The organism is Actinotalea alkalitolerans (assembly GCF_023369855.1).
Taxonomy (GTDB): Bacteria; Actinomycetota; Actinomycetes; order Actinomycetales; family Cellulomonadaceae; genus Actinotalea.
On sequence record NZ_JAMBPP010000010.1, the window covers coordinates 89,659 to 116,319 of the forward strand.

Below are 26,661 nucleotides of genomic sequence, written 5' to 3' on the forward strand. Positions count from 1 at the left end.
TGCTCCGGACGTCAACGGTGTGCCCGTGCGGCCGCATGGCCGCGTGTTGGTGAGCGGCTCAGCATCCGCGATGATGCGGGTGTGACGGCCAGCCAGGGTGACTTCGCGCTGACGCTGGACGAGCTTCGGGTCGTCGCTCGGTACACCGCCGAGTGCGCGCTCGAGGCGCTCCCCGTCTTCGAGGCGGCCCGACCTGGCGATTCCCGCGCCCGGGCCGCCACCGACGCTGCCTGGGAGTTCGTGCACGGGGCTCCGCGATCCAATCTGCAGCGTGCTACGGCGCTCGATGCCCACCGGGCGGCCAAGGATGCAACCACACCAGCGGCCCATGCGGCCGCTCGCGCTGCGGGCGATGCCGCCGCTTCCGCCTACCTGCATCCCTTGGCCAAGCCGTCGCAGGTCGGCCACATCTTGCGCGCGGCAGGCTTTGCCGCCCGCGCATTGGAGTTGGCTGCCGACGATGACGATCAGGACGTCGCTGCGCAGGTGATCGAGCGAGCACGCCGTCGCGCCTCACCGACCCTGGTCGAGGTGTTGCGGCGCTACCCACCCGCTCCCGAGGGCAAGAACCGCGTCGACCAACTCTGGAAGACCCTCGACGCCGCGCTCAGACCTAAGTGAGCCGTCCGTGAATTCGGGTCGAGCGGCGTCGTACGCAAGCAGCCCAGGGGCAGTCGTGACGCACGCGCGGTCCGTCTTGGTGGATACTGACCGCGTGACCGGAAGCGATGTCGAAGAATCCCAGATTCGTTCGGAGTCAGCCTGGGAGGCAGACCCCGCCGGAGTGTTCTTCAGCGACCGGTTCAACGTCCACCCCGAGGTCATGGCCGAGTACGGCGCCTTCGACATCTCCGTAGTCTCGGATCTGCCTGTGTTCATCGACCCCTTCCTGCTGTTCAACAGTGAACAGCCCGAGCACATCGCCCTCCACGACCAGATCCTTGAGTACCTGGGGTTCCTGCGAGACGAGGCCGACCAGCAGCTGCCCCTGGGCCTGATCAAGAGCTGGTACACGTTCAGCGAGGTCAAGCAGAACTGGCTCGGGTTCACGGTCAGCGGCAATGCCGGCCACGGCCTCGGGGCAGCGTTTGCCAAGTCACTGCACAGCGCGCTTGGCGACATCCTGAGCAACTTCGGCAACGAGACGATCACGACCTCCAGCCACCTAGAGAAGCTCGCTCTCATCCGGCCCGGAGTCGGCCGCGACACCATCTCGGACTTCACGACCAATCTCATCAAGCACTTCCTGCTGCGCTACACCGAGACCTTCGCGGCCGCACACCTCGCGTCCGACGCCGTTCGCAAGACCGCCGTCGCGAGAGCAGCCTTCAACTACGGCACCAAGACATGGATGACCCGCACCTACGCACTGCCCTGGACTGCGGGCGACTTCGTGATCCTTTCCCCGTCCGCACTTCTGACCAAGGACGAAACCTGGATCAACAGGAACGACATGATCGGTTCGTTCGACGTCCTGCCTGACGTCTTAGATGACGAGCAGCTCCGCGCGGACGTCAGTCTCTACTTGGGCCAACAACTGTCGAGGAAGCCGTCGGCTAGAGAGATCGCCGATGCGCGAGCTCGCACCATCCTCCACTTCCCGGAGCTCATCGACTGCTACATCCGACTCAAAGAGGATACCGGCGATCAAGCGGTCGCAACGAGTCGCGAGAAGGTCAATGAGACCCAGCGGCTGCTTCGCGACCAGGTCCAGACTGCGGCTCGCGACCTCAGCGACAAGACCGACATCTTTGCCAAGCCGTGGACATCCTTCGACGAGGCCATGGCGGCGGTGAAGACGTTCCAGCGGTACGTCGAGCATCAGGACGGATGGCGAGTCATCAACCGCGGCAACGGTCGGCCTTTCGCGAACGAGACTGAAGTCCAAGGCTTCTTCGGCCTACTCCTGCAACCGTCTCGGTTCGACGTGAACCGCGAACCGAACAACGGCCGAGGACCGGTGGACTTCAAGATCTCGATGGGCCTGGACAAGGCCCTTATCGAGTTCAAGTTGGCCAAGAGCAGCAGCCTGGAGCGCAATCTGGACAAGCAAGTCGCCGTGTACGAGGCCGCCAACAAGACGAAGCGGTCTGTCGCGGTCGTGGTCTGCTACACGGCTGCCGACCAGGCGAAGGTCAAGCGGGTTGTCCAGAAGCTCGGTCTCGACCAACCCGATGCTCGACCACTCGTGGTCATCGACGCCCGTTCCGACAACAAGCCGTCCGCGTCGAAGGTCTGACGCACCGAGTGGCGTCCGCGCCAGACCTGCAAGGGTCTGCTTCGGATCACCCCGCGGTCGCCATTGCGGCGCTCCACCGGAGCAACGCGCCCACCCGCGCACGGGACGCGCCTGCTCGTTGCTCGGGTGCTGGCCGGCCGGTCAGTCTCGGTAGGTGCGATGGTCTCAATGGGTCGGCGCAGGCTGCGGGATCGACGACACTGGCCAGCATGACAAGGGACGAAGGCAACTGGCGAGGCCCGCGATGAAACGGCGAACGGGCGAGCTCAGTCGACGACTCGACCGCCGGGAGCCCATTGGCGTCTACTCCGCCGGCCTGCGTGCGGGATTCACCCCTGGACGCTACGGTGCGGCTAACCGATGGGAGGCGTCGTGCCACTAGTTGCCCTGGCCGACGGGAACCGGGTCGTCTCCACCTTCCTGGACTCGCTGGAGTGGGACGCGTTGCGGCGAGACTCCCGGCAAGGGCTCGTGACGTTGCCGGGTTGTGGCACGCCAGCGTACCTTCGGCGGTCCAGGGCCGGGCTGCAACACTTCGTGCATCAGCCTGGGACGGCGGCCGGGTGTTCGAACCACGAGGCTGAGTCGCCGGCGCACCTAAGGGCGAAAGCGCTGATCGTGGACGCGGCACGCGCAGTTGATTGGGAGGCCGAACCGGAAGTGCCGGGACCCGGGTACGTTGCGGACGTTCTGGCTGCTCGTGACAGGCGGCGCGTCGTGTTCGAGGTCCAAATGTCCGAGCAGGCCGGCACGGACTACAGGGATCGGACTGCGGTGCGGGTCGCCGACGGCGTCGAAGTGGTCTGGCTCGCAAGCGTGAAGGGTAGACGCGGCGCGGACGAGTCGGTCCGACCCGATGCAACCATGCCGCTGGTTCGGCTCGCCGTGCCCGGTGACCCCGCGGCTGTCCGCGTCGGCGCCGATGTAGTGGCGACGGATGACTTCGTCCAGCTGTACCTCACTGGTCGCATCAGCATTCGCACCCACGTCAGTGGACCGGCAGCAACGAAGGCCGAACTGATGCAGTACCCGTGTTATCGGTGCGGAGATGCGTCGACGGTCTGGCGGGTGGACGGCCTAACCGTCGAGGGTCGGTGCGGGCTGTCGGCTCTCGTACCGGACCGGGCCGGCGGGATGTGGGCGACAGAGAGACCTGAAGCCGACTCTCAGATCCAGCAGGCCGTCCGTGACCGTGTAGCCACAGCCGGGTGGGCGCTCTGCGCCGCGCTTTCCCTGAAAACGTCCGGCACCGCCGGGCAGTACCTAGCATTCTCCTGCGCACATTGTGACGCGCTCTTCGGTGACTGGCCCTTGCGCAGCGAGTGGATGAACGCCGCGTACGTGGATGGCGCGATCATCGACGCGGTCGTTCCCGCTGGCGAGCAGTGCCTGAGCCGGACGCACTGGTGCCGCGAGCGCGGATACGGCCTCTGTGAGAACCTCAGCTGACAGGACTTCACTCCGCCCGCCCGCACGCACACTCCTGCGGATCGGTGATGGCACCAAGGTACTTCGAGTACGAGGCGTGGCCGACCCAGCTGCCCATATGCTCGCACTGCAAGCATCAGATCGAGCCCGGCCAGAGGGTTCACTGGTACGACGAGGTCCTGCCCCTGAGCGCGACCGTGGCACGCCGCGCCGCCACCGGGCCGGGGCCCGGCGCTCAGAGAAACGGCCTAGAGGTCCGGCTCGAGCGCCGCCGCAATCCGCGCGGCGCGGGCCCGGTCCGTGACGTACCCCAACTGGGTGCGGATCTCTGCGGCGAGCTCGGGCATCGGTGGGCCGGCGACGCCGCGCACGTAGAAGGCCCGCACCGGCCGGGCAGGGTCGGTCGGGCGCCAAATCCACAGCGGGTGGGAGGAGTCCACTGGGTTGTGCCAAGTGACGGAGCGGTGCTCGGGCACCGTGTCCACGTCCACGTACTCGAGATCCGCCGGCGCGGCCGGCACGTGCCATCCCAGCCGCTCCCACCACGGCGCCAGCGGTGGCCGGGTCGACGCGATCACACCCCAGAACCCCGCCTCGGACAGCGTAGCGAGCGCGAGCGCGACCAGGGCGGTGCCGACGCCTGCGCGGCGCAGGTCCGGTGCCACCACTACGAACAGCAGCTCGGCCCACCGCCCGCGTCGCAGTTCTCCAGCCGCCCCGCTGCACGGCTTGGTCACGACTGCCCCCGCGACCCGACCGTCCTCGGCGCGCGCGACCCCGACCCGCCACCGCGACGTCGCCGATCCGCGGATTAGGCCCGCAAGGTGGTCTGCGGACGGCGCCATCCCGCGCCACTCGGGCATCACCGCGAACCCCAGCCGGTCAATCTCTGCGGCATCCGACGCAGTCGCCAGGCGCAGGGTGACCCCCTCCGCCTCCCGGCCCGGCACGCCCGGGGAACCTCCTGCGGCCGCGGTCGCGGCGCGGCGCGCGGCTCGGGCGCTCTTCTGGCTCATGAGCACATCGTGCCGCACCGCGGGCCGCTTGGCGGGAGTTGCCGGTGCGGCGTGCGGCGCACCGGGCCCCCGTGCGGTGCTGGCTCACCTGGCCCCTCGGTCCCCTGGCCGCGACCCACCGTTCCGCAAACGGCTATCCGTCATGAGAACGGCGGTCGCCATCACAACCGATCCGGACCGAACCGGAAGAGATCGTCCGGTCATCGGCCATGACCGAGCATCGATGTGAGCGTCGACCACCCTCCACCCTAGAGATTGCCCTTCGGCTGGGCCGTCGCGTCTTCTCCCCTCCGCCGCACCCCAGTCAGGTAGAAGGAGCCCACATCCGGTGGCTCCCGGCCCGTCTGGAGCCCTGCTATGCGCCTCGTCGCCTGGATCACGACCGCGCTCCCCATGGTGGACCCGGGGATCACTCCTAACCAGAACGGCCTCCCCGGCCTCGAGGTCGTACGCAGCATTGTCGGCGCTCTGCTGACCTGGGGTCTCGTCGCCTGCGTCGCGGGCCTGGTTGTTTCGGTGATGGTGTGGGCGCTGGCCCACCAGCAGGGCAACTACTCCTACGCGTCGTCCGGGAAGACGGGCGTCCTCGTCGCGGCCGGAGGTGCGCTGCTGATCGGGGGAGCGAACGCGATCGTCGCGTTCTTCTCCGGACTCGGGTCCGGGATCTGACGTGGCGACGCTCGGCTCGGCGGATGCCCGCCGCCCGATGGTCTCGATCGGCGACTGCTCGAACCCGCTGGACTGCCTCGGGCAGACCGTCACCGGCTCAGTGACAACATCCGCCGCGAACGGTGTGCTCGGCGGGCTGGGGTCCGTGTTCATCGAGGGAGCCGAGCAGATCGCCACTGCCGCATACGCCTCGCTCGACGACACCACCGCTGTCGATCTCTCCGCGGACTGGTTCCGCGCGAACGTCGCCGTGATCGCGGCGGTGACCCTCCCGGTGCTTGTCGGGCTGCTCGTGGTCCAGGTGATCGGCTCGGTCCTGCGGCGCGAGCCGGGCGGCCTGGGTCGTGCGGTCCTGGGCGTCGGGAAGGCGCTGATCGGCGCGGCACTTGCGCTGGCAGTGACACAACTGGCCTTGGCCGCGGTGGACGGCATCTGTGTGTTCATCGCAGCGTCGGCGGGAACGACGGTCGGCACTGCGGCATCACAGTTCTTCGACTTCGCGCGGATCGCGACGGCGGTCTCGCCGGGCCTGCAGATCTTCCTCGGGACCCTGATGATCGTGGGCTTCCTGCTGCTGTGGGGGCTGCTGGTGTTCCGCAAGGCGGCGTTGCTGCTCGTGGCCGTGTTCGCCCCGGTCGCGTTCGCCGGCCAGGCGTGGGACGCGACGCGGGTCTGGACGCGGCGCTGGATGGAGGCCGTTGCTGCGCTGGTGCTCTGCAAGGTCGTCATCGTCGTTGTGTTCGTGTTGGGTGCCTCCGCGTTCTCTGGCACCGGACCGTCGCCGACTGGCACAGCCGTCGGCACGACCGATCCGGTGTTCAGCGACCTGCTGGTCGGGCTTCTGCTGCTGTCGATCGCACTGTTCGCGCCGTGGCTGACCTGGCGCTTCGTGCACTGGGGCGGGATGGAGGCCGCGACGACGATGAACTCGGTGTTGGCGGCCAACCCCGCGAGCTCGGCCGCTCGGTCCACGGCCCGGATGGGCACGGCCGTGGTGCAGCAGGTCGGGATCAGTGCGGCGGTGGGCGGCATCGGTGGGGCCTCACGTGCGGGTACGTCCGGCGCTCGCGCGGGTGGGGCCGTTCGGGTCGGCGCCGCGGCCGGTGCGGCTGGGACCCCGAGACCGACGACGCCGCCACGTCCGTCCACGCCGAGCTCGGGGCCCCGACGATGAGCACGACGACGACCGCAACCGCGGGCATCCGGTTCGCGCGGGCCGAGCAGCACGGCGTCCTCCTTGGCCTCTCCGGGGCACAGCTGGGCTTCGTCGCGATCGCGCTCGTGGTCGCGGGCACCGCGGTGTACCTCGCCGGTGCGAGCGGTCTTGGCCTCGCCGCCGCAGTCTGGGGTCCGCTGCTGGTGGTGGGCACCGCTCGAATCGGGGGCCGGCCGCTGACCGCGTGGCTGCCCCTCCTCGCCGACTGGCAGGCGCGGCGCGTGACCGGCCGGACGGCCACCGTGCAGTCGACCCGGTCGCCGTCGTTGGTTGACTCGTTGCGCCTACCCGGGATCGCGGGCCCTCTCGCGATCGCCACCACACCCAGCGGCACCGCCGTCGTACACGATCGTCGGGCCGGAACGCTCACCGCTGTCGCGCGGGTCAGCAGCGCGGGGTTCCTCCTCGCCGACGTAGCCGTGCAGGACCACCGGGTAGGTGCCTGGGGCCGCGTGCTGGGGTCGTTGAGCCAGGCGGACGACGTCGTTCGCCTCCAGGTGCTGCATCGTTCACTCCCGGCACCAGGAGCGTCGAGCAGTCTCATGGGGCTCGGTGAAGGGTTTGCGGCGCGGGTGCTGTCCGAGCTGCTGGCACAGACCCCCGCCGATCAGCGCGAGACTCTCGTCGCGGTCTCCCTCCGGGCTGGTCGCTCGCGGCGAGGTCGGCCGGATCCGGCGCACCTGGCCCAGGTTGACGAGAGCCTGATGACCCTCGCCCGCGCTCTTGCTGGCGCGGACCTAGTCGTTGCCGCGTGGCTCGACGCGGCCGAGGTTCGTCGCGCCGTCCGGGCCTCGTACGACCCGTCGCCGGCTGCACTCGCGCCCTCGCTCGTTCCGGTCGCGAGTCAGGCCGGGCCGATGGCAGCCCGGGAGTTCTGGGATCGCCTGGAGTGCGACGGCGCGGTGCACGCGGTCTACTGGGTGGCCGAGTGGCCCCGCAGCGAGGTCCACCCGGGCTTCCTGCAGTCACTCGCGCTCGCTCCGGGAGTGCGGCGCAGCGTCTCGCTGACCGTGGAGCCGCTGACTGCCGCCGCGTCGCTTCGGCAGATCCGTCGGGCGAAGGCTGAGCACATCGCCGACTCGGCCCAGCGCGCCAAGCTCGGCCAGGTCGAGGACGAGTCGGTGCGCGCCGAGCAGGCCGACCTCGCCCGGCGCGAGGCCGAGCTCGTAGCCGGGCACGGAGACCTGCGGTTCACCGGGCTGCTCACCGTGACGGCGGCGACCGTTGAGGAGCTCACCGCAGCCGGGTCCGCCCTGCGATCTGCTGCTGCCCAGGCGATGTGCGAGGTCCGGCGTCTGGACGGACAGCACGGGCTCGCCCACGCGGCCGGTGCGCTACCGCTCGCGCGGAGGCTGCTGTGAGCACCACCAGGACCGCGCGTTCGAGGAAGCCTGGCCGGGCCTTCCGAACCAGGGCCGGGCGCCTCCAGTCGTGGCTGCCGCTCCGCCTCCCGCCGCACCGGGCGTCGTCCTCGATGCTTGCTGGTGCCTACCCGTTCCTCAGCCCGCCTCCGCCGCCCGTCGACCGGGCTCTGGTCGGCACCGACGCGCTGACGGGGGAGCGGTTCGCGTTCGACCCGTGGGACCTCTACGCCGCCGGGGCCCTGACGAACCCCAACGTCCTGCTCGCCGGGGTGATCGGGCAGGGCAAGTCGGCGTTGGCCAAGTCGCTCGCTATTCGCTCGATCGCCTACGGCCGGCGCGTCTACGTGCCCGCCGATCCGAAGGGGGAGTGGGCGGTGGTCGCCGAGGCGGTCGGCGGCACGGTGGTGCGCCTCGTTCCCGGGTCGTCGACCCGGATCAACCCGCTGGACGTGACCGCCGCCGACCCGCTGATCGCCCGTGGGCAGCGACTGCGCCTCTTGACCGCGCTCGTCGAGGCGACGCTCGAGCGACCCCTGGCACCGCCCGAGCACTCCGCGCTGGATGCTGCCCTGCGTTCCGCCGTCGGCGTTTGCGGCGACCGTCAGGTCACTGTCCCGGACCTGGCGCTGGCACTGGCGGACCCGGATCCGGTCGCGTCGCGCGCCGACGGGACGTCGGTCACCGAGCGCAGCGCCGACGGCCGTGACCTGCTGCACGCCGTCCGCCGCCTCATCCGAGGCGACCTCGCCGGGCTGTTCGACGGACCCTCGACGGTCACCCTCGACCGCAACACCCCGATGCTCGTGCTCGACCTGTCGGCGCTGGACGATGAGACCCTCGCCGTCGCCATGACCTGCGCGGCGGGATGGGTCGAGTCGGCGATCGTCTCGCCCGACTCCGGCCCGTCGTGGGTGATCTACGACGAGGCGTGGCGGGTGCTCCGCCTCGAGCCGCTGGTCCGTCGGATGCAGGCGCAGTGGAAGCTCGCGCGAGCGTACGGGCTGGCGAACCTGCTGATCCTGCACCGCCTGTCCGACCTTGACGCCGCAGGCGACGTCGGCTCCCGCGCGCGGTCGCTGGCCGCTGGTCTGCTTGCCGACTGCTCGACGCGCATCGTCTACCGCCAGGAGAGCGATCAGGTCGGCGCTGCCGGCGCGGCCCTCGGCCTGTCCACCACCGAGCGGGACGTGCTGACCGCGCTGCCGCGGGGGACCGGCCTGTGGTCGATGCCCGGCCGCTCCTACGTGGTCCACCACCTGCTGCACCCGGACGAGCTCGCCGTCCTGGACACCGACCAGGCGTTCCGGCTCGCCACCGCCGACCTGACAGGAGGCCCACCATGCTGACCCGCGACGACGTCGCACTCATGGCCGAGCGGGCGATGCTCGGGGCCCTGCTCGTCGAACCAAGCCCGTTCCGCGAGCTCGACGGCTGGGTGCGGGGGACCGACTTCACCGAGCCCTGGCACCGACAGGTGTGGGTGGCAATGCGCGAAGGACACGGCGCGGGCTGCTCGATGGACACCGTCTCGCTCGGCACGCGGATGCTCGAGCGTCACGGACCACGTATCGCGGACCTCCCGCGTCTGCACCAGTTGCTGCACGACGCCCCGGACAACCCCGATCCGAGGCCCCACGCTCGCGTCGTCGTCGAGTCCGGGGTTCGCCGCGACATCGACGGCCAAGGCATCCTGCTGCGGGCGACGGCGCTCGAGGCGTCGATGTCCCGCGAGGGCCGCCCCCTACGCTCCGCACTGCGCATCGCCGGAGCGGCGGTGCTCATCGCATGCGAACGGTGGGCCGACGCGAACGGCCAGGTCACCGACAATCTCACCGCTCAGATCCCGGCCCGGTTGCGCGCAGGAGCCGACGATCTTGAGCTGCGCCGAGCCGCCGACAAGTTCGTTGCCGACTACCCCGGCATCGACCCGGCGCAGGTCGGCCGCAACGAGCAACGACTGGTCGCCTGCCTCGCCACGCATCCGACGGCGATCTCGCCGACCGTCGCGTGGATGCGACCCGACCAGCTCACCAACCGCCCGTGGGCTGCCGTCTACTCCGCACTCGCCCAGCTCGCGGCCGGTGGTCACAGCATCGACCGGTCGACTCTCGCGCTGGCGACGGCACAGGTCGCTCGCGCCACGGGCACAGGACCAGAGCTCGATGCGCTGATCGACGGGATCGAGGGCGAACGGGCGTCGGTCCCCGGCCACCTGCGTCAGGTCGTCGCCGGCGACCATCTGCGTCTGGCGGCCGCACAGGGAACTGCGGCGCTCCATGAGGGCGCGACGTCCCTGGACGTCCCGGTGGTCGACCTGCTCCAGACCGCCACAGCGCTCCTGCACCGCATGCAGCACCTGTCCACGGCCCTGCCAGATCAGATCGACGTCGGACCAAGCGGGCGTCGCGGGGCGTGGCAGATCGATCCGCCGACGGCCGGGCCGATGAGCGAGGGGCCCGCGGCGGGATGAGCGCCCAACCGCGTCGTGCCGTCCGCCGTGCTCCGCCTGGTGGAGCGAGGGCTCCTGATCTCGCGACGTGGGCGCTGGGCGCCATGGCGGCAGTGGCCGGCGTCGGGGCGGTGTTGTGGTGCGGCGCGGCGTTCGCCGCAGTGGTCACCGGCCGGGGGGTGCCGCAGGGAGGGCTAATGCCCGCACTGCGAGCGATCGGATCGTGGGGCGACCCGGCCTCCGTGTGGCCATCGCCCGACCAGCTCCCCGGCCCCGTGGCCTACTGGGCTGCGACCGCCGTCGTGGTTCTCATCACGGCTGGTGCCGGCGTCGTCGCTGGGGCGAGGTGGCTGCGACGGGACGCTGGTGCTCGCGCCAACTCTGCACGACGATCGATACCCGGTCTGGCGTCCGGGCACGAGATCCTCGCTGTGGCGGGCGAACGCGCGGTCCTTCGCCGCGCCTCGATCGTGCGACCGTCGACGGCCGGGACGAAGCCCGCGCCGACAGCCGTCGGCTACCGGCTGGGCTCCGTCGGACGCCGCTCGATCTGGTGCTCGGTCGAGGACTCCGCGCTGCTTGTCGGCCCACCTCGCATGGGCAAAGGCCTGCACCTCGTCATCCCCTGGGTGCTCGACGCACCCGGACCGGTCGTCGCCACCTCGACACGCCCCGACGCGCTCGCCGTCACCTGGCACGCTCGCTCGCGGTGCGGCCCGGTCGCCGTGTTCGACCCCCAACGGCTCGCCGGGCTGCCCGGCGGCCTGGCGTGGTCACCCATCCGGGGATGCGAGCTGCCACGCACGGCCCTGGTGCGCGCTCGGGGACTGGCCGCCGGAGTCGGGTTCGGCAGGACGGTGTCCGACGGCGACTTCTGGTCCGGCCAGACCGAGACCGCTCTGCGCTGCCTGCTGCACGCTGCCGCACTGGACGGGCGGAGCTCACGCGACCTGTACCGCTGGTCACTCAACCCCGTCCTCGCCGGCGACGCCATCGCCATCCTGTCCCGAGAGAGCGCCGCGGCAACCGGCTGGGCCGATGCCCTGGACGCAGCGGTGCACTCCGATCCCCGCACCCGCGACTCAATCTGGCTCGGCGTCCGTCAGTCACTCGCAGCGCTCGCCGACCCGGACGTCCTCGCCGCCGTCGACCCCGTTCACGGGACAGAGTTCGACCCCGCAGCGTTCCTGCGTGACTCCGGGACGCTGTACCTGCTCGCCTCGGCCGTCGCCTCGGGATCCTCGGCCCCGCTGATCGCCGCGTTCGTTGAGGACATCACTGAGACCGCACGGCACCTTGCTGCCCGGTCGGCCGGCGGGCGGCTGGACCCGCCGATCCTTCTCGCCCTGGACGAGATCGCGAACCTCACCCCGCTGCCGTCGCTGCCCTCGCTAATGGCTGAGGGAGGTGGCACCGGCATCACCACGCTTGCCGTCCTCCAGTCGCTGGCGCAGGCCCGAGGCCGCTGGGGCGAGCACGCCGCCGACGCGATCTGGGACGCAGCCACCGTCAAGCTCGTCCTCGGTGGGTTGGCCAAGTACCGGGACCTGGACGACGTCGCCCGCCTGCTGGGCGAGATCGACGAGGTCACCCACACCACCAACCGATCCCGGCGCGGGGACGCCTCGACCTCGACGTCGGTGCGCACCATGCCCGTGATGCCGCCCGCGGTGCTGCGCACTGTGCCGTTCGGCACGGGCATTGCCCTGCTGCGGCACTCGCGACCCGCGCTCGTCGACCTCCAGCCGTGGACGGCTCGCCCCGATGCCGACGCGTTGCGTGTCGGCCAAGCCCAGATCGAGCGTGCTGCGGCTGCTGCGGCGATGAGAGGTGAGTCGCGATGATGCGAGGACTGCTCGTCGCGGCGGGTGTCGGGACCGTCGCGATCCCCGCGGTTGCGGTTCTTGCCGTGCTCGCCGTGGCCGGGGGGACCTGCGTCGTGGGAGGAGGGCTTTCGGCTGATGCGCCGGTCCCAGAGGTCGCGCGCGAGTGGGTCGCGGCCACCGTAGGAGCCTGCCCAGAGTTGCCGGAAGCCTGGGTCGCCGCGGTGATGGCCCAGGAATCCGGGTTCCGGCCCGACGCCTACGCCGATGACTCCAACGGCGGGACATGGGGGCTGTTCCAGATGAACGCCTCGGTGTGGGCCGGGGCGTACGGGCATCCGTGGTCGGCCGACCTGAACAGCAACGGGATCTGGGACGTTCGCGAGGGTGAGATCCACGCCCGCATCGGCGGGAAGTATCTGTGCGACCGGCTCGCAGGCGTCCGGGCGATCCGTGCCGAGCATCCCGACTGGGCGTCCTCGGCGCTGCCGGACCTGGACGCGCTGATCATCGCGCACAACGCAGGGGAGTCCCGGCTGCGGACCTACCCGACCATCCCGCAGGTCACCCAGAAGTTCATCGCAAACGTCGGCGAACGGGTCGCGGCGTGGAGTAGCGTGCCGACAGCCGCAGACGCACCCGAGCCCCCACTTGAGGCACTGTCTGGCCCCACGAACCACCCGGTGTCCGCCGACAACACCCCCCTGCTGGCGGCGGGCACCGGGTGCCTACCTGTCCAGGGGGGCGAGGCAGGCGGGGTGGTCGTCCCGCCGGGAACACCACACGACGTCGCCACGGCCGTCACCACGGCGCTGTCCTATGTCGGAGTGACCTCGGGCTGGGCTGGGCTGTGCGACCGACTCGCGTGCCGCGCCTACGGGTACGTCGGCTCGGGGTACTACTCAGCCGCCACCCACTGGGACACGATGGTCGACGAGGGCCATGCCCACCCGAGCGACCGATGCCCGCCCCTGGGCTCCTTCGTGTTCTGGAACACCGGCCGCGTCTTCGGGCACGTGTCCGTGGTGGTCCAGGCATCGGCCACCTGCGACCCCGAGGAGATCCTGATCACCTCCAACGGGGTGTTCGACTCCGCCACCGGCAACCACGGTGGGGTCTACCTGCTTTCGTTCGCGCGGATGGATGCGATGTACCTGGGTGGAACGGGATACCGCGGGTGGTCGAACCCAGTGTGTGCCGGCGCGCCGCTACCTCCTGGCACGGTGCACCCGGCGCCGTCTGGGAGGTAGCGAGGGGATGGCTTCCCGCTACAGCAGCCGGTCCACGGTCTGGTCGAAGACCTCGGCGGCCTGCTCGGCGCGGTCGTCGCACAGCACGTCCCACGCCAATGCCGGGGACAGGGTGACCGCCGGGATGCCAGCAGCGACCAGGTCGGCGACGTCGTCGGCACGGCGGACGCTGGCAGCGAGGACCCGGGTCGACGACCCCGATTGCTCAGCGATCCGGTGCATCGCAACAACGTCGGCCATCGCGTCACTCGACCCTGTGTCAGCCATCCGGCCCAGGTAGGGCGCGACGTAGCGCGCGCCCACCGCGCACGCGGCGACCATCTGGCTTGGCCGGAACACCGCTGTGAGGAGCAGGGCAACGCCCTGGTCGATGAGGTGCTCGGCCGCCTCGAACCCTGCGGCTGTGGCCGGGACCTTGATGACCGTTCGGGCGTCGATGTCGAGCAGGCGTGCAGCGTTGGTCCGCAGGGCGACAGCATCGGCGCCCCAGGTCTGGAAGCAGACCTCTAGCGCTCCGGCGGCGCGGGCCCAGGCGTTGATGACGGGAAGGTCGGCGATGCGTGCGCCGTCCCGTTCGAGGATGGTCGGGTTCGTCGTCAGGCCGACGAACGCGCCGGTAGAGAAGAGACTCTCGACCTTCTCCCGGTCGGCTGAGTCGATGAAGATCAACGGGCGGGTAGACGGCACGGTTCTCCTCCTGCGGTGGCCGGGGCGGCCCTTCGCTGCAGCTGGCGCGTCGAGTCGCGTTGCACCTCACATCCGAGCACGCGGCCTCGCTGCGTCCTAGAGACGTGCGCTCATATGAGCAACGATGAGTGATCCTCCTCCAACAGCACGCGAGCGACGGCGGAGTCGGTGACCAAAGCGTTGACGAACCCGCTGAGCAGGACCGATCGGATTGCCCGCGCCTTCGTCACGTGGCCGGCGACCGCGATCACGGTCGGAATCGCGGCGAGCTCTGGCCCTGTGATCCCCATGATCTGGGCGGAGAGGCGCGTAACGATCTCCTGTCCCTGAGCGTCGAGCAGGACCCCACCAACCTCAGCTTGCAGGCCGGACTCTGCGAGCATCTCCTTCTCCTGCGCCGAGAAGAGCGTGCGCAACTGGGAGTTCGGCGGGTTCCAGCTGCCGATGGCCACCAGGGCCACGGACACGTCGCGGAAGCGGCCGAACGTCTCGGCGACCCCAGGGGAGCGGCGCAGGCTCGCTGCCGTGGCTGCGTCTGGAACAAGGAGCGGGGTGTAGAGGGGGTAGGCCGACTCACCGGTGAGGCCAGAGAAGATGCGCACCAGTTCCATCGAGTTCTCTCCGGGATGCCCAGCGATGCCGGAGAGCTGGACCACAGGGCACCGGGGGAGATCGGAGGCGGCCTCTGCCACAGCCTTGACCGTCCGCCCCCATCCGACACCGAGCACGTCGCCGTCGGTCAAGAGACCCGCTAGCAGCTTGGCGCCTGCGCGCCCCAGAGCCTCGCGGAGGCGCGGCTCGGAGAGGTTTCCAGAGTTGACCACGATCGCGTGCTGCAAGCCGTAGCGGGCCTTGAGCTGGGCGGACAGCTGGCTCTCTCGTTCCCGGGGTCGGTGCAGCGTGATGCGCACAGCGCCTCGGGCGATGCCTTCCTCGAGCAGTCGGGCAACTCGGAACCGGGAGATGCCCAGCTCTCCGGCAATCTCGACCTTGCTCCGCTGCTCGAAGTAGTACCGCTTGGCGACCTTCAGGAGCAGTTCCGCTTGGTCGGGGGTGACGTGTCGGTAGGCCAGTTCGCTCATATGAGCACTCTAGTGTTGCGTGGCGAGTGAGCGTGAAGGTTCCCTGCTCTCAGGCGGGATGCCACGGAGCGACAACGCAGCGCACCGGTCCCGCCGCTCAGTGAGGAGTGGCCGTGCGACGCAGGATTGCAGTCGGAGTCGACTTCGGCACTGCCTCGGCGCGTGCTCTCCTGATCGATCTCGATTCCGCTGAGGAGCTTGCCGAGGCGGTCCGCGACTACCCACACGGTGTCGTCGACGAGGCGCTGCCGTCCACCGGCGCGACCTTGCCACCGAACTGGGCGCTCCAGGACCCGTCGGACTATCTGCCCACTCTGGTCGCCGTCGTCACCGAAGCGCTCGGCGCCGCGGGGGTCGACCCTCGGGACGTCGTCGGCTTGGGAATCGACACCACCGCCTGCACGATCATCCCCACCACGGCCGGGGGAGTGCCTCTGTGCGAACTCCCAGACCTCGAGGGTCGGCCGCACGCATACGCCAAGCTCTGGAAGCACCACGCCGCCCAGCCGCACGCCGACCGAATCAACGAGCTCGCCCGGCTGCATGGCGGACTTTTCCTTGACGCCTACGGCGGCAAGATCTCCTCTGAGTGGCTGTTCCCCAAGGCCCTGCAGATCTTTGAGGAGGACCGGGAGGTCTTCGACGCGGCGGAGCGGTTGATCGAGCTGCAGGACTGGATCGTCACGAGGCTGGTCGGGCATGAGGTCCGCGGTGCCCAGGTCGCGGGCTACAAGGCAACCTACGTCCTCGACGACGGCGGCTACCCCGGGGTCGAGTTTCTGGAGGACCTTGCCCCCGGCTTCTCATCCGTCCTCGAGCGCCTAGGTCACAGCTGGCTGGCTCCCGGTGCGCGCGCCGGCGGGCTGCTGGACGAATGGGCCGACCGCCTTGGGTTGCCGGTGGGCACTCCGGTGGCCGTCGGCAGCATGGACGCTCAGGTCGCCGTGCTCGGCTGCGGCATCTCGACCCCCGGCGAGATGGTCCTGGTGATGGGCACCTCGGTGTGCAACCTCGTCCTGGCCGAGGACAAGCGGCACGTCGAGGGGATGTCCGGCGCGGTGCGCGACGGCGTCATCCCTGGGCTGTGGGCCTATGAGGCAGGGCAGCCCGGAGTGGGGGACACCTTCGGCTGGTTCGTGCGGACCTGCCTGCCTGAGAGCTACGCAATCGCCGCGCGTGAGCGGGGAGTGAGCGCATTCGACCACGTCGCTGAACTTGCCGCGGCCTTGCGGCCTGGAGCCAGCGGTTTGATGGCACTGGACTGGTTCAATGGCAATCGCTCGGTGCTGGTGGACGCCGACCTCTCCGGCTTGCTGGTCGGCATGACGCTGGGGACTCGCCCGGAGCACATCTACCGTGCGCTGGTAGAGGCGGCCGCGTTCGGCCAACGAATGATCATCGACACGTTCACCCGCTCAGGCGTTCCGGTCGACACGATCGTCGCCTGCGGAGGCCTGCCTCGGCGTAGCCCTCTGCTGATGCAGGTGCTCGCCGACGTCACGGGCCGTGAGATCCACATCTCGACCTCCCGGAACACCCCGGCCCTCGGAGCGGCCCTGCACGCCGCTATCGCTGCCGGCCCTGACGACCGCGGTCTGGCCTCGTTCGCCGAGGCAGCGGCGTTGGCGAGCGTCGAGCAGAGCGCCTATGTCCCAGATCGGAGCGACCGTCAGACCTACGACGAGCTCTACGAGATCTACGCCCACCTGCACGCGGAGTTCGGCCGCAACCCGGTGGACGTGATGTACGCGCTGCGCCGGATCGCGGCGCAGCAACGGAATCCGGAACCCAACGGACGTCCGGCCAGACGCACGAGATCACACCCCTTCGAAAGGACACCACGATGAACGCACGACGACGTGCTTGGCTGACGGCGACCACCGCGGCCACCGCCCTGGCACTGACCGCCTGTGGTACTGCCGACAGCGGCACCACCGCTCCCGGCGCGAACGATGACGGCGGGGGCTCCGACTCCGGTGACCGGACCATCGTGAACGTGGTCAAGCTCGCCGGAGGTGACTGGTTCAACCGGATGGAGGTCGGCAACCAGGAGTACGCCCAGGAGCACAGCATCCGGGTTGACCAGACCGCGGGCGACGATGCCAGCGAGGAGAAGCAGATTGCGGTCCTCAACGACCTCATCGCCCAGCGCCCGGCGGCACTGACCGTGGTACCCAACTCCCCGGAGTCCCTCGAGGCGGTGCTCAAGCGCGCCCGGGACACCGGCATCGTGGTCATCACCCACGAAGCGCCCGGCATCACCAACGCCGACGCCAACCTCGAGGCGTTCGTCAACGAGGACTACGGCGCGCACCAGATGGACCTGCTCGCCGAGTGCCTCGGCAACGAGGGCAGCTATGCGCACGTCGTGGGATCCTTGAGCGTCGCCAGCCACAACATGTGGGCGGCCGGCGCGCTGGAGCGAGCTGGCGAGGAATACCCGGACATCACCCGGGTCGCCGACCCGATCTCGTCCGAGGAGAGCCAGGAGACGGCCTACAACCGAACCCGTGAGCTGCTCGCGACGTACCCCGACATCCGTGGCTTCCTTGGCTCGGCATCGACCGACGTCGCCGGGATCGGACGGGCGCTCGAGGAAGCCGGACGCCAGGACGACACCTGTGTCGTAGGCACGTCGACCCCTGCTATCGCGGGCAACCTGCTCGAGTCCGGCGCGGTCGATGTCATCACCGCCTGGGACCCCGCGCTTGCCGGCCAGGCGATGCTCGCCGCCGCAGAGCTTCTGCTCGCCGGTGAGGAGCTGACCGACGGCACCGACCTCGGTATCCCCGGCTACGAGTCGCTCGGACAGGACCCGGACGTGCCGAACAGCTTCTTCGGCAACGCCTGGATCGACATGACGAACGAGAACAAGGACGACTACCCGTTCTGACCACCGCAGGCAGGGGCGGGCCCCACGCCCGCCCCTGCTCGCAGGAAGCAGGCAACACATGTCCGAACGGCCCTTTGCCCTGCGCGCCAGTGGCGTGACGAAGTCCTACGGCGGGGTGCGCGCTCTCGCCGGGGTCGACGTGCACGTCCGGGCGGGTGAGGTGCTCTGCCTCGCTGGCGCCAATGGATCCGGCAAGTCGACGCTGATCAAGATCATCTCGGGCGTCGAGAACCCGGACCACGGCACGATCGAGCTCGGAGGGACATCGGCTCAGCGGTTGACGGTCAAGGAGGCCGTCGACCGGGGGGTTCAGGTGATCTTCCAGGACATGTCGTTGTTCCCGAACCTGACGGTGGCGGAGAACATCGCGATGTCAGCGCGGGTGTCGTCCAACGCACGATGGATCTCCGAGCGGAAGGAACGCGCGCTCGCCCGATCGGTCGTCGAGCGTCTTGGACTGCGGCTTGACCTCGATGCAGAGGTCCAGGACCTGCCGGTCGCTGATCGGCAGCTGGTCGCCATCTGCCGGGCACTGGCTCTCGACGTCAAGGTCCTGTTCATGGATGAGCCGACCACTGCCCTGACCTGGCACGAGGTCGAGACGCTCTTCCGTGTAGTCGCCCAGCTCAAGGAGCAGGGCGTCGCGATCGTCTTCGTCTCGCACAAGACCGACGAGGTCTTGGACATCTCCGACCGGATCACGGTGCTGCGCAACGGAGAGGTGGTCGCTGACGGCCCCACCGCCGAGTTCGACCACGCCAGCTTGGTCGAGGCACTGCTCGGCTACTCGGCCACCGAGGACCGTGTTCTCTCCCAAGCCTTGGCGGCGGCGGCGCCGGCACTCGAGGTGGAAGGTCTCGCAGCTACCGACCTCTTCGCAGACGTTAGCTTCTCGCTGGTTCAGGGTGAGGTCGTTGGCCTGACCGGACTGCTGGGATCAGGTCGGTCCGAGGTCGCCGAGGCGATCTTCGGCAAGGTCCCGACGACCGGGGGCCGAGTCCGGGTGGCTGGCCGTGAGGTGAGCATCGAGGGGATCGACGACGCCTTGCGAGCCGGCGTCGCCTACGTCCCCAGTGACAGGCTCACCCAGGGTGTGTTCCTCGACCAGTCGATCGCGACCAACCTGGTCTCGGCCACGATCGGCACCGTGACCCGGCGCGGTGGCGTGCTGGACGAGTCGGCCATGGCCGCACAGGTCGACGACGCCGTCAGGGACTTGGCGATCAAGATCGGTGAGCCGACCGACCCGGCGCGCAGCCTCTCGGGAGGCAACCAGCAGAAGGTCGTGCTGGGTAAGTGGCTCGCCACCGATCCGGGCGTGCTCATCCTCAACGGGCCGACTGTCGGAGTCGACGCCGGCTCGAAGGCGGCGATCATGGAGATCCTGCGTCGCAAGGCCTCCGCTGGGATGGCGATCCTCCTGATCTCCGACGACGTCCCCGAGCTGGTGAGCATCTGCCACCGCGTCCTGTTCATCCGCCGCGGCCGCATGTCCGGAGAACTGGCCGGCGACGAGATCACCGAGAGCAACGTCCGAGAAAGGCTTGTGACATGACCGCCGACGTCCACGCGGAGCGGGCGGCGACCAGCCGCCGTCCCGGACTAGCCGCACTGCGCGGTCGGAACAACGAAGGCGTCCTAGCAGGCGTCATCCTGCTCCTGCTGCTGGTGATGCTCGTGGTCGAGCCATCCGCGCTGACGTGGGGGTTCGCCGGAGACATCATCCGTTCGGGCCTGGTGACGCTCGCGCTGGCGCTCGGCCTGCTCCTGATCATCATCTCGGGAGGCATGGACGTCTCGTTCACCGCGATCGCCGTCTTCAGCGGCTACGCCACAGTCCGGCTCATGACAGACCTCGGGATCGACGGTCGGGTCTGGCCGTTTCTGCTGGCCGCGGCCATCGGGTGTGCGCTGGGCTCACTCAACGCAGTCCTGGTCGCGCGCTACCGGATGGAGACACTGATCGCCTCGCTCGGGACCCAGGTGATCATCCGAGGCTTCCTCCTCGCGTTCGTCGGTTCGACGTACCTCGCCACGCTCCCGCCGCAGCTGGACTCGGTCGGCACGACGACCATCTTCAGGCTGGGTTCGAGCCCGGTAAACATTGTCGTGGTGCCGGTTGCCCTGGCCTGCGTCGCCCTGGCCCTCATCCTGCGACGCACCATGTTCGGACGTGGCGTCTACGCCGTCGGGGGCGACAAGGAGTCCGCCCGGCGGGTCGGGTTCCACGTTGCACGGGTCCAGACCGGCATCTACCTCCTGGCCGGGCTGTTCGCCGGCTTCGCCGGGATGGTGCACGTGGTGCTGTCCCGCCACGCCTCCCCCTTCGACCTCGTAGGCATGGAGCTGAACGTCATCGCCGCGGTAGTGATCGGCGGCGCTCTCGACCGAGGCGGGCGCGGCAGCGTCCACGGCACCGTGCTAGGCGTCCTGCTGGTCTCGCTGGTGCAGAACTCCCTGGTACGGCTGGGGATCTCCAGCTACTGGCACGTGCTGGTCATCGGGCTGGTGATCCTCGTGGGCGTGGCGATCCAGGCACGGAGCAACGCGCGCGGAGCCAAGCGGCCCCGCATTCTCGAGGAGGTCACGCCGTGAGCAAATCGTCCAGCACCACCATCAGTCGGAACCGAGCCTGGTCAGGGCGTGTGCTCGGCCAGGCGCGGCACAACGGGCACGCCCTGGGACTTCTTGTGCTCGCCGTCATGGTCGCGGTGATGTTCAGTGCCCTGAGCCCGAGCATCTACGCCACACCTCTGAACGTGCAGTCGATCGCCTTCGCTGTGCCGGAGATCGGCTTGATGGCGCTGGCCATATCCATCGCCATGACCACTGCGGGGATCGACCTGTCGACCGTGGCGGTCGCCAACCTGGCCGCACTGACGGCTGCTTTCGTCTCGCTGCAGGGGCAGGAGGCGGGGATGTCAACCCTGGTGGTGAGTGTCGTGGCGGTCGCCGCGGCGCTGGCGGTCGGCATGCTCTGCGGAGTGCTCAACGCTGCGGTCATCGCGGTCATCGGAGTCGCGCCGATCCTGGCGACCCTCGCAACGCAGATGCTCCTGGCTGGCCTGGCAGTCCTGCTGACCGAGGGGCGCCCGATCTACGGACTGACACCCGAGCTCACTGCCGTCGGGACGGGCACCTTCGCGGCCGTCCCGACGGTCTTCTGGATCTTCCTGCTCGTGATCGCCACAGCAGCGTTCATCATGCGGCGGACTGGCTACGGTCTGCGCGCCACGATGATCGGTGCCAACGCGGTCGCATCGGACTACTCGGGCATCAACCGTTCCGGCGTCATCTTCCGGACCTACATGCTCACGGGAACCATCTCCGCGGTCGCTGGCCTGGTGATGGTCATGCGTACCGTCTCGGCGGCCCCTGGGTACGGCAGCTCCTACCTGCTCCTAGCAGTCACGATCGCAGTGCTTGCCGGGGTCAACCCGTTCGGTGGGCGCGTGGCCGTGTGGGGAGTGGCCCTGGCTGCCGTCGTCCTACAGATGATCTCCAGCGGGCTGAACATCCTGGGATACAGCGCCTACATCTATCAGATCGTCCAGGGCTTGATCCTCGTGGGGGTGATGATCCTCCGCGTCGAGGGCATACGAGCCGTCGCCCTCGTCCACCGCGCACGGAGCGGTGGCGCTGCGGATCCGGTTCCCCCCGTCATCGACCGACCCTACGAAGAAGGACACGATGCACAGTCGAGCTCAGGCGCTGCATACAGCAGCCACACTCATCAGGGATGAAGCCATGGCGGTGGCCAAGGTGGCGGACCAGGTCGATGAGTCACTCCTGCGAGTGGCCGACCTCGTCATCGCCACGACAGGCAAGGTGATCACGACGGGTGCAGGCACGTCCGGCACGATTGCTCGCCGGCTTGCCCACTTGCTGTGCGTCACCGGCACCCCGGCGCTGTACCAGAACCCCGGTGACGGGCTGCACGGCAGCCTTGGCGTCGCCGCGGAGGGCGACGTCGTCATCGCCATCTGCAAGGGCGGTGAGACGGCCGAGCTCTCCGAGTTCGTCAGTCGAACCAAGGAGCGCGGGGCGCTGGCGGTGGTGTTGACGGCCAAGCCGGAGTCCTCCCTTGCGCACCTGGCGGACGAGGTCGTCACGATCGACAGCAGTGGAGCAGACCCAAGCGGGATCATCGCCATGGGCTCGACCCTGGCGACGGCCGCCTGGGGCGATGCGCTGGCGATGCTCGTTATGAGTGCGCGGTCCTACTCCTGGGAGCAGGTGCTGCACAGCCATCCAGGTGGTGCCGTCGGGAAGAACGCGGGCTCGCTCCTTCGAGGAGTCGACGGCAGTGCCTGAGTCTGCTTCCGACAGACTCGGGCGCTGCCGCGTCCGCTCACTCGTCAGCCACACGCGCTGAGACGTCGATGCCCCCGCGGCGCGTTCAAGGTCGTCCAGCCGGACGCCGAGGCGAGCGGGGTTTGGGTGCACTCGTCTGAGCATCCGGCCTGAGACCTCGGTTCAGGTCGCTCGATGCTGCGGTCTTGCCTCCTAGTCGCGGTGTTCGCCCGGCCGACATCCGGTGCGTGCATTCCAGTCGGCAAGCCGCTGGCGCGCGAAGGCAAACTGCGCCATCCACTGGAGCGGAGCTGACCCGTCGTTGGAGTAGGTGAAGGAGGCCTGCCAGGCGGTGTAGAGGGCGGAGAGCTCTTCGACGGTGGGGCCGTGCTGGGTCCAGCACTGGGGCACGGTGCGGTGGTCCAGGGTGAAGCGCCACCGCAGCCAGTCGACCCACAGGGTGAGCTCGGCGAGCTGTTCGGCTTCCTTGTCGGTGTCGAGGAAGGCCCAGGTGATCGGTCCGGAGGGTCCGAAGAACCGGCCAGGGCGGGGGTGCGGGTCGCTCATCACGCCGGTCCAGCTGTGGGCCGGTTCAGACCTGGCCAGGGTTCGGAGACAACGACCGGGGCCGGGTCCCGGTGCACCGGGGTGACCGGGGTGACCGGGGTGACCGGGGTGACCGCCGAGCGTGTCGGCTCCGGGTACAGGTCGATGCTGGGCTCGGGTGGCAGCCAGTCGGGTTGGCTGTCGGGCTGTCGGGCGATGACCTCGGCGACCCGCTGCGCGTACAGGGCGTCGATCTGTTGCAGTGGCCCTGCCGCTGGGTCGTCGGACGGGACGGGCTCGGTCCAGTCGGGCGCCGTGGCGGACGTGCCCCGCTCGTCGGTGCGCCGGTCGAGCCAGTCGGTCAGGCGAGTGGTCAGGGTCTTGGCAAGCGCGTCGGTGGCCTCGCTGGGCCGCGCTGTTGCGATCCAGGTGACGAGCCCGCGCATCGGGTATCCGGCGGCCTCACCGCGGCGGAGCGCGGACACGAGGGCCGCTCGGTGGGCCGAGTTCCAAATCGCTTCGACCTGGCCGTCGCTGAGCCCGCAAGTGGGCAGGACCCGCCGCCAGCGTCGGGTCGCTGCGTCGGCCAGGAGTGTGTCGCGAATCGGCTCGAGCCGTTCGCGTGAGGCTGCGTCGTTGAGGGCGCGGGCGATGGTCTGGGTCGCGGACAGCTCGGCGCCGCTGGTGCCCAGGATGCGGTCGAGGATGTCGCGGGCGTCGGCTGCCCGGTGGTGGTCGGGGAGGTCGTCGCAGGCGGGGTCGATCGCGTCGAGGGCGACGTATACGTGGTTGAGGTGGCGTCCGCGGGTCATCGCGACGTAGAGGTTCTCTCGGGTCATCCCGACGGCGGCCAGGACGTGGGCGTGGTCGACGGTGACGCCCTGGGCGCGGTGGGTGGTGGTGGCGTAGCCGAGGTCGACCTCGTGGGCGACGTACTCGGCGGGCAGTCGAACGGCCGCTCCGGTGGAGTCGAGTCGAGGGTCGCGCTGTGCCCGGGTCACGGTCAGGGAGCCGTCGGGGTAGGTGGCCAGGACGTCCCAGATCTCGCCGTTGCGCACGTGGCCGCCATCGCCCGTGGTCAACTGCCGGGCATTGGCGCGGGTCAGGATGCGGTCGCCGCGGGCGATGGTGTCGCCATCGGTGGTGGTGATGCCTTCGGGTGCGACCAGGCCGTCGGTGACGCGGTCGGCATGGGCGCGGGCGTTGAGCGCGCGGACGGTCCGGCCGTCGGCGGCGATGAGGATCGCGGAGTGGCCGCGTGCTTCGGAGTCCTGCCAACGGGTGTAGCAGTCCTCGAGCATGGCCTCCGAGGGTCCGGCGGAGACGCGGTCGTGCTCGAAGTAGGCATCCAGCGCGGCAAGGCGGCCGGTGCGCAGCAGGCGGGTCGCGTCGGCCTCCCACGGCTGGGAGAAGCGCCACAGCGAGGACAGCACGACCGGTCTGCCCCGTTGGGTGAGCAGGTGGAACGCCCCGCCGGCATCGACTGCGGAGAGCTGGGCGTGGTCACCGACGAGGAGGACCTTCGCCTCGACGGCGCTCGCCTGGGCGCTGAGGGTGTCCAGGGCGAGGGTTCCGGCCAGTGATGCCTCATCGACGATGAGGAGCTGGCAGGGGTGAAGTGACCAGTCCGCGTCGGCACGGTGCAGGGCGGCGAGCTGGGTGTTGATCGCGCCGGCCCGGGCAGGATGGGTGTGGGCGTTGACGGTCGCGCGCTCGTCCTGCAGGGCGGCGGTGCGCTCGGCGCGTCGGATGCGGCCCGGGCCGGTGGACTCGTAGAGCCACTTGGCGGTGTTCTCACAGGCGATCCCCAGGGCATCGCTCAGTTCGGCGGCAGCGGTGGATGAGGGTGCCAGTCCGATCACCGATCCGGTTCCGTGGGTCTGCGTCCAGGCTTGGGCCAGGGCGAGCAGGGTCGTGGTCTTGCCCGTTCCGGCGGGGCCGACCAGGACGTCGAGGCGGTTGCCGGACGTGGCAATCGTGCGCACTGCGCCGACCTGGTCTGGGGCCAGTCGCACGTCCGCGCGGTGGCGCGGTGTCCGCAGAGGGTTCTCGACGGTCGCGGTGACCGCTGACAGGCGGGCCTTCGGGGCGTCGACGTCGCCGAGGGTGGCAAGGAGCCGGGCCTCTGCTTCCAGGATGCGGTGGTCGGTGTATCGCTCTTCGCCGGCTCGGGTGAACACCGACGTCCCGTCGGGCCGCTGGTACCCGGGGGTGACTGTGAAGACCTCGGGCGCTGCGAGGCTGATGCACCGGTCGAGCGCGGCGGCGACGACCCGGGTGTGCAGAGCGTGCCGATCTGCCGGTGAGGCCATCCGCAGCCCGCGGGTCGCGCGCGCGGCCTCCGCGAGCAGGTTCATCCGGGTCCAGGTCGCTCGGCGCGTGAGGACCTCGTCCAGGACGACGGTGCTCAGCCGGTCGACGACGCCGTCCGAGACCTGCGCGGACGTCAGGGGACGGGAGTGGGAGGCGTGCATCGCTGCTGCGACCAGCTGCTCTGGTGTGAGGCCGGTGGCCTCGGCGCTACGGCGCTGCCAGCCGCGGAGGAGGTCGCCCAGCGGACGGATGTGCTTGTCAGGGCGGGTCGCGCGGGTGACCCGCTGTCGCAGCCGGACGACCTCGACCCGGTTGGGACCGCGCCCGTGGGCGGCGACGAACTCGGCGACCGCCGCGGTCATCGCGGTGTCGATCTGGGTCGACCGGGTCGAGAAGAGCGCAAGGAGCGGTTCCGGGATACCGGCAAGCTCGAAGGCGGGGGAGCGTCGCGGTCCGCGGGTACGCCATCCCCACGCGACTGGCAGTCGCCGGCCGAGCTCGTCAGCAAGGAGGTTGTCGTAGACCTCCGAGAGCGCGACGACGGAGTGGTGCAGTGCCCGGGAGTCGACCGAGCGCCACAAGCCGTCAGGTCCCTGGACCTTGTTCGCCAGGACGAGGTGGGTGTGCAGGTTCGGGTCGCCGGTGCGGGTGTCCCAGTGGTCGAACGCCGCGGCGATCGGACCGCGGGTGGTGACCTGCGCACACGAGTGCGTGCCGGTCCGAGTGAACAGTGCGGTCTCGCTCAGCAGCGTAAGCGACTGTTCGACGGCGGCACGGTACCCGGCCAGGATCGTTGCGCGGGTGGCGTCGTCGGCCAGCGCCCACAGCACCGACGCGGACTTCGGGACGGTAAACGTCAGGTCGAACCCGGCGACCGCTGCACGGGTCGGTTTGGCCAGCTCGATGCGGGTGATCGTGTCAGTCGCCGCCTGTCGCTCGAGGGCGCCCATCTCGGCCGGTAGTTGGGCGACGGCGGTCGCGATGCGTTCGGCGGCCGGTGTGAACTTCGGGTAGGCGCGGCCGAGCGGGGTGCCGGTGACAGGGTCGTGGCCGTGGCCGAAGAGGTTGGCCATGGCGTCCTCTGTGACGACTGCGCCCGGTGTGATGCCCGCGCCGGCGTCGAGCCCGGCGAGGCCGGCGCCGATCCAGCGGCCGGGCGGGTTGCCGGACTGCGCGTAGTAGCCGGCGAGGCCGTCTTGGCCAGGGCGGTCGGTGTCGCCCGAGGCGGTGTGGCGCAGCAGGTACTGGTAGCCGGCGCCGGCGGTCAGGCGGTGCATCGACATCATGGGCGGGGCTCGCTTCCCGGAGACGCCGGCGGCGCGAGGAGGACGAAGGCGGCGGGCTCCTACCTCTCTGGGGTGCGGGGCACGGGAGAAGACGCGACGGTCCGAGG

21 protein-coding genes are annotated in these 26,661 nt (G+C 69.8%); 16 read left to right on the forward strand and 5 right to left on the reverse strand.

The features are described from left to right. The first annotated feature begins 81 nt into the window (after window positions 1–81). The 3 genes from M1R94_RS13730 (at window position 82) to M1R94_RS13740 (ending at window position 3,688) form a co-directional block, all read left to right on the forward strand. Window positions 82–621 (forward strand): putative immunity protein, encoded by a 540-nt coding sequence (locus tag M1R94_RS13730; protein ID WP_249382275.1) that lies wholly within the window; start codon window positions 82–84, stop codon window positions 619–621. 94 nt (window positions 622–715) lie between these two features. Then, window positions 716–2,239 carry a hypothetical protein gene (locus M1R94_RS13735; protein ID WP_249382276.1) on the forward strand — a complete coding sequence of 508 codons (1,524 nt, stop codon included), beginning with the start codon at window positions 716–718 and terminating at the stop codon, window positions 2,237–2,239. Between the two features lie 360 nt (window positions 2,240–2,599). Then, entirely contained in the window at window positions 2,600–3,688 is a 1,089-nt protein-coding gene (locus tag M1R94_RS13740; protein WP_249382277.1) for a competence protein CoiA, read from the forward strand. A 227-nt stretch (window positions 3,689–3,915) separates the two neighbouring features. Here M1R94_RS13740 and M1R94_RS13745 read toward each other — a convergent pair whose 3' ends face one another. Then, window positions 3,916–4,683 (reverse strand): GNAT family N-acetyltransferase, encoded by a 768-nt coding sequence (locus tag M1R94_RS13745; RefSeq protein WP_249382278.1) that lies wholly within the window; start codon window positions 4,681–4,683, stop codon window positions 3,916–3,918. A 357-nt stretch (window positions 4,684–5,040) separates the two neighbouring features. Between M1R94_RS13745 and M1R94_RS13750 the strand changes: the two genes are divergently transcribed. The 7 genes from M1R94_RS13750 to M1R94_RS13780 all read left to right on the forward strand — a co-directional run bounded on the left by M1R94_RS13750 (window position 5,041) and on the right by M1R94_RS13780 (window position 13,454). Continuing rightward, complete coding sequence (locus M1R94_RS13750; protein WP_249382279.1) at window positions 5,041–5,352, forward strand: DUF6112 family protein; 312 nt, start codon at window positions 5,041–5,043, stop codon at window positions 5,350–5,352. A gap of 1 nt (window position 5,353) precedes the next feature. Further along, window positions 5,354–6,526 (forward strand): hypothetical protein, encoded by a 1,173-nt coding sequence (locus M1R94_RS13755; protein ID WP_249382280.1) that lies wholly within the window; start codon window positions 5,354–5,356, stop codon window positions 6,524–6,526. After that, entirely contained in the window at window positions 6,523–7,929 is a 1,407-nt protein-coding gene (locus M1R94_RS13760; protein WP_249382281.1) for a PrgI family protein, read from the forward strand. The genes M1R94_RS13755 and M1R94_RS13760 overlap by 4 nt, the downstream gene beginning before the upstream one ends. Further along, entirely contained in the window at window positions 7,926–9,278 is a 1,353-nt protein-coding gene (locus M1R94_RS13765) for an ATP-binding protein (RefSeq protein WP_249382282.1), read from the forward strand. Before M1R94_RS13760 ends, M1R94_RS13765 begins: the two co-directional genes overlap by 4 nt. Next, a complete protein-coding gene (locus M1R94_RS13770) occupies window positions 9,272–10,402 on the forward strand; it encodes a DnaB-like helicase N-terminal domain-containing protein (protein WP_249382283.1) in 1,131 nt (376 codons plus the stop codon). The genes M1R94_RS13765 and M1R94_RS13770 overlap by 7 nt, the downstream gene beginning before the upstream one ends. A gap of 410 nt (window positions 10,403–10,812) precedes the next feature. Further along, window positions 10,813–12,225: a type IV secretory system conjugative DNA transfer family protein gene (locus M1R94_RS13775; RefSeq protein WP_249382284.1), complete on the forward strand. Its 1,413-nt coding sequence runs from the start codon at window positions 10,813–10,815 to the stop codon at window positions 12,223–12,225. Next, window positions 12,222–13,454 (forward strand): transglycosylase SLT domain-containing protein, encoded by a 1,233-nt coding sequence (locus M1R94_RS13780; RefSeq protein ID WP_249382285.1) that lies wholly within the window; start codon window positions 12,222–12,224, stop codon window positions 13,452–13,454. The genes M1R94_RS13775 and M1R94_RS13780 overlap by 4 nt, the downstream gene beginning before the upstream one ends. 18 nt (window positions 13,455–13,472) lie before the next feature. Here the strand turns inward: M1R94_RS13780 and M1R94_RS13785 are convergent, their stop codons facing one another. Both M1R94_RS13785 and M1R94_RS13790 read right to left on the reverse strand, forming a co-directional pair. Next, window positions 13,473–14,141, reverse strand: coding sequence for a transaldolase family protein (locus tag M1R94_RS13785; RefSeq protein WP_249382286.1), 669 nt, complete (start codon window positions 14,139–14,141; stop codon window positions 13,473–13,475). Window positions 14,142–14,251: 110 nt separating this feature from the next. Further along, window positions 14,252–15,223 (reverse strand): sugar-binding transcriptional regulator, encoded by a 972-nt coding sequence (locus tag M1R94_RS13790; protein WP_249382287.1) that lies wholly within the window; start codon window positions 15,221–15,223, stop codon window positions 14,252–14,254. A 113-nt stretch (window positions 15,224–15,336) separates the two neighbouring features. On the opposite strand from M1R94_RS13790, the gene araB reads away from it, so the two are divergent. Genes araB through M1R94_RS13820 form a run of 6 tightly spaced genes read left to right on the forward strand, consistent with a single transcriptional unit; the run spans window position 15,337 to window position 22,430 of the window. Continuing rightward, the gene (araB, locus tag M1R94_RS13795) at window positions 15,337–17,070 is read left to right on the forward strand and encodes a ribulokinase (protein ID WP_249382288.1); all 1,734 of its coding nucleotides are present in this window, start codon (window positions 15,337–15,339) and stop codon (window positions 17,068–17,070) included. After that, window positions 17,067–18,116 carry a substrate-binding domain-containing protein gene (locus M1R94_RS13800; RefSeq protein WP_249382289.1) on the forward strand — a complete coding sequence of 350 codons (1,050 nt, stop codon included), beginning with the start codon at window positions 17,067–17,069 and terminating at the stop codon, window positions 18,114–18,116. The genes araB and M1R94_RS13800 overlap by 4 nt, the downstream gene beginning before the upstream one ends. Before the next feature lie 58 nt (window positions 18,117–18,174). Then, window positions 18,175–19,671, forward strand: coding sequence for a sugar ABC transporter ATP-binding protein (locus M1R94_RS13805; RefSeq protein ID WP_249382290.1), 1,497 nt, complete (start codon window positions 18,175–18,177; stop codon window positions 19,669–19,671). Next, window positions 19,668–20,711 carry an ABC transporter permease gene (locus tag M1R94_RS13810; RefSeq protein ID WP_249382291.1) on the forward strand — a complete coding sequence of 348 codons (1,044 nt, stop codon included), beginning with the start codon at window positions 19,668–19,670 and terminating at the stop codon, window positions 20,709–20,711. The genes M1R94_RS13805 and M1R94_RS13810 overlap by 4 nt, the downstream gene beginning before the upstream one ends. Beyond that, window positions 20,708–21,859 carry an ABC transporter permease gene (locus M1R94_RS13815; protein ID WP_249382292.1) on the forward strand — a complete coding sequence of 384 codons (1,152 nt, stop codon included), beginning with the start codon at window positions 20,708–20,710 and terminating at the stop codon, window positions 21,857–21,859. Before M1R94_RS13810 ends, M1R94_RS13815 begins: the two co-directional genes overlap by 4 nt. A 52-nt stretch (window positions 21,860–21,911) precedes the next feature. Beyond that, a complete protein-coding gene (locus M1R94_RS13820; RefSeq protein WP_249382293.1) occupies window positions 21,912–22,430 on the forward strand; it encodes an SIS domain-containing protein in 519 nt (172 codons plus the stop codon). Between the two features lie 192 nt (window positions 22,431–22,622). Here the strand turns inward: M1R94_RS13820 and M1R94_RS13825 are convergent, their stop codons facing one another. Next, entirely contained in the window at window positions 22,623–22,976 is a 354-nt protein-coding gene (locus M1R94_RS13825) for a hypothetical protein (RefSeq protein WP_249382294.1), read from the reverse strand. Continuing rightward, on the reverse strand, window positions 22,976–26,545 hold the full coding sequence (gene mobF / locus M1R94_RS13830; RefSeq protein ID WP_249382295.1) for a MobF family relaxase: 3,570 nt from the start codon (window positions 26,543–26,545) through the stop codon (window positions 22,976–22,978). Before mobF ends, M1R94_RS13825 begins: the two co-directional genes overlap by 1 nt. Window positions 26,546–26,661: the final 116 nt, after the last annotated feature.

Coding starts and splice junctions, on each gene's coding strand:
- M1R94_RS13740 (WP_249382277.1), top strand. CDS start 2,600: ATGGGAGGCGTCGTGCCACTAGTTGCCCTGGCCGACGGGAACCGGGTC.
- M1R94_RS13745 (WP_249382278.1), bottom strand. CDS start 4,683: ATGAGCCAGAAGAGCGCCCGAGCCGCGCGCCGCGCCGCGACCGCGGCC.
- M1R94_RS13750 (WP_249382279.1), top strand. CDS start 5,041: ATGCGCCTCGTCGCCTGGATCACGACCGCGCTCCCCATGGTGGACCCG.
- M1R94_RS13760 (WP_249382281.1), top strand. CDS start 6,523: ATGAGCACGACGACGACCGCAACCGCGGGCATCCGGTTCGCGCGGGCC.
- M1R94_RS13770 (WP_249382283.1), top strand. CDS start 9,272: ATGCTGACCCGCGACGACGTCGCACTCATGGCCGAGCGGGCGATGCTC.
- M1R94_RS13780 (WP_249382285.1), top strand. CDS start 12,222: ATGATGCGAGGACTGCTCGTCGCGGCGGGTGTCGGGACCGTCGCGATC.
- M1R94_RS13790 (WP_249382287.1), bottom strand. CDS start 15,223: ATGAGCGAACTGGCCTACCGACACGTCACCCCCGACCAAGCGGAACTG.
- M1R94_RS13800 (WP_249382289.1), top strand. CDS start 17,067: ATGAACGCACGACGACGTGCTTGGCTGACGGCGACCACCGCGGCCACC.
- M1R94_RS13805 (WP_249382290.1), top strand. CDS start 18,175: ATGTCCGAACGGCCCTTTGCCCTGCGCGCCAGTGGCGTGACGAAGTCC.
- M1R94_RS13810 (WP_249382291.1), top strand. CDS start 19,668: ATGACCGCCGACGTCCACGCGGAGCGGGCGGCGACCAGCCGCCGTCCC.
- M1R94_RS13825 (WP_249382294.1), bottom strand. CDS start 22,976: ATGAGCGACCCGCACCCCCGCCCTGGCCGGTTCTTCGGACCCTCCGGA.
- mobF (WP_249382295.1), bottom strand. CDS start 26,545: ATGCACCGCCTGACCGCCGGCGCCGGCTACCAGTACCTGCTGCGCCAC.